Below are 3023 nucleotides of genomic sequence, written 5' to 3' on the forward strand. Positions count from 1 at the left end.
GATGATGTTCATATTTTGAGTCCGGCAAAAATCAAAAGCACTCTCGCTTATTCAAACAATGAGAGTGCAACTAAAACCTTGGTTAGTTGCCATACAGACCCCTTGGGGTTGTATGGTTAAGTGACTAAGCGTGTACGGTGGATGCCTTGGCAGTCAGAGGCGATGAAGGACGTATTAACTTGCGATAAGCGTAGATGAGGTAGTAAAAACCGCATGAGTCTACGATTTCCGAATGGGAAAACCCAGCTGCATAAGCAGTTATCATTACGTGAATACATAGCGTAATGAGGCGAACCGGGAGAACTGAAACATCTAAGTACCCCGAGGAAGAGAAATCAATTGAGATTCCGAAAGTAGCGGCGAGCGAAATTGGATTAGCCCTTAAGCTTTTATTGCATTAGACGAAGTCTCTGGAAAGTGACGCGATACCGGGTGATAGCCCCGTAGTCGACGATGCAGTTTAAGTGAAATCGAGTAAGGCGGGACACGTGATATCCTGTCTGAACATGGGGGGACCATCCTCCAAGGCTAAATACTCCTGACTGACCGATAGTGAACCAGTACCGTGAGGGAAAGGCGAAAAGAACCCCTGTGAGGGGAGTGAAATAGAACCTGAAACCGTACACGTACAAGCAGTAGGAGCACCTTCGTGGTGTGACTGCGTACCTTTTGTATAATGGGTCAGCGACTTAATTTTAGTAGCAAGGTTAACCGTATAGGGGAGCCGTAGGGAAACCGAGTCTTAACTGGGCGTTTAGTTGCTAGGATTAGACCCGAAACCGAGTGATCTAGCCATGGGCAGGTTGAAGGTTGAGTAACATCAACTGGAGGACCGAACCGACTAATGTTGAAAAATTAGCGGATGACTTGTGGCTAGGGGTGAAAGGCCAATCAAACTCGGAGATAGCTGGTTCTCCCCGAAATCTATTTAGGTAGAGCCTCGGACGAATACTACTGGGGGTAGAGCACTGTTAAGGCTAGGGGGTCATCCCGACTTACCAACCCTTTGCAAACTCCGAATACCAGTAAGTACTATCCGGGAGACACACAGCGGGTGCTAACGTCCGTTGTGAAGAGGGAAACAACCCAGACCGCCAGCTAAGGTCCCAAATTACAACTAAGTGGGAAACGATGTGGGAAGGCTTAGACAGCTAGGATGTTGGCTTAGAAGCAGCCATCATTTAAAGAAAGCGTAATAGCTCACTAGTCGAGTCGGCCTGCGCGGAAGATGTAACGGGGCTAAGTTGTAAACCGAAGCTGCGGCAATGCCTTAGGGTATTGGGTAGGGGAGCGTTCTGTAAGCCGTTGAAGGTGAACTGTAAGGTTTGCTGGAGGTATCAGAAGTGCGAATGCTGACATAAGTAACGATAATGGGGGTGAAAAACCTCCACGCCGGAAGACCAAGGGTTCCTGTCCAACGTTAATCGGGGCAGGGTAAGTCGACCCCTAAGGCGAGGCTGAAAAGCGTAGTCGATGGGAAACGGGTTAATATTCCCGTACTTCTTATAATTGCGATGGGGGGACGGAGAAGGCTAGGTGGGCCTGGCGATGGTTGTCCAGGTTCAAGTGCGTAGGCTGAGGAATTAGGTAAATCCGGTTCCTCTTAAGGCCGAGACACGATGTCGAGTCACTAAGGTGATGAAGTCATTGATGCCATGCTTCCAGGAAAAGCCTCTAAGCTTCAGATTATAAGGAATCGTACCCCAAACCGACACAGGTGGTCGGGTAGAGAATACCAAGGCGCTTGAGAGAACTCGGGTGAAGGAACTAGGCAAAATGGTACCGTAACTTCGGGAGAAGGTACGCTCTTGACGGTGAAATCCCTTGCGGATGGAGCTATTGGGAGTCGCAGATACCAGGTGGCTGCAACTGTTTATTAAAAACACAGCACTGTGCAAAATCGTAAGATGACGTATACGGTGTGACGCCTGCCCGGTGCCGGAAGGTTAATTGATGGGGTTAGTCTTCGGACGAAGCTCTTGATCGAAGCCCCGGTAAACGGCGGCCGTAACTATAACGGTCCTAAGGTAGCGAAATTCCTTGTCGGGTAAGTTCCGACCTGCACGAATGGCGTAATGATGGCCACGCTGTCTCCACCCGAGACTCAGTGAAATTGAAATCGCTGTGAAGATGCAGTGTACCCGCGGCTAGACGGAAAGACCCCGTGAACCTTTACTACAGCTTGGCACTGAACATTGACCCTACATGTGTAGGATAGGTGGGAGACTTTGAAACTTCGTCGCTAGATGGAGTGGAGTCAACCTTGAAATACCACCCTTGTAGTGTTGATGTTCTAACTTAGTCCCGTTATCCGGGACAAGGACAGTGCCTGGTGGGTAGTTTGACTGGGGCGGTCTCCTCCCAAAGAGTAACGGAGGAGCACGAAGGTGGGCTAATCACGGTTGGACATCGTGAGGTTAGTGCAATGGCATAAGCCCGCTTGACTGCGAGAATGACAATTCGAGCAGGTGCGAAAGCAGGTCATAGTGATCCGGTGGTTCTGAATGGAAGGGCCATCGCTCAACGGATAAAAGGTACTCCGGGGATAACAGGCTGATACCGCCCAAGAGTTCATATCGACGGCGGTGTTTGGCACCTCGATGTCGGCTCATCACATCCTGGGGCTGAAGTCGGTCCCAAGGGTATGGCTGTTCGCCATTTAAAGTGGTACGCGAGCTGGGTTTAGAACGTCGTGAGACAGTTCGGTCCCTATCTGCCGTGGGCGTTGGAAGATTGAAGGGGGCTGCTCCTAGTACGAGAGGACCGGAGTGGACGAACCTCTGGTGTTCGGGTTGTCATGCCAATGGCATTGCCCGGTAGCTAAGTTCGGAATCGATAAGCGCTGAAAGCATCTAAGCGCGAAGCGAGCCCTGAGATGAGTCTTCCCTGGCACTTTACGTGTCCTAAAGGGTTGTTCGAGACTAGAACGTTGATAGGCAGGGTGTGTAAGTGCTGTGAGGCATTGAGCTAACCTGTACTAATTGCCCGTGAGGCTTAACCATACAACACCCAAGGGGTTTTTG

General features: G+C 50.2%; 1 rRNA gene. It reads left to right on the forward strand.

Going from position 1 to position 3023, the window contains the following annotated elements:
* The first annotated feature begins 114 nt into the window (after positions 1-114).
* Positions 115-3002: ribosomal RNA gene (locus ACXJY6_RS19680) — 23S ribosomal RNA — on the forward strand.
* Positions 3003-3023 lie beyond the last annotated feature (21 nt).

The organism is Vibrio phycocola (genome assembly GCF_054404255.1).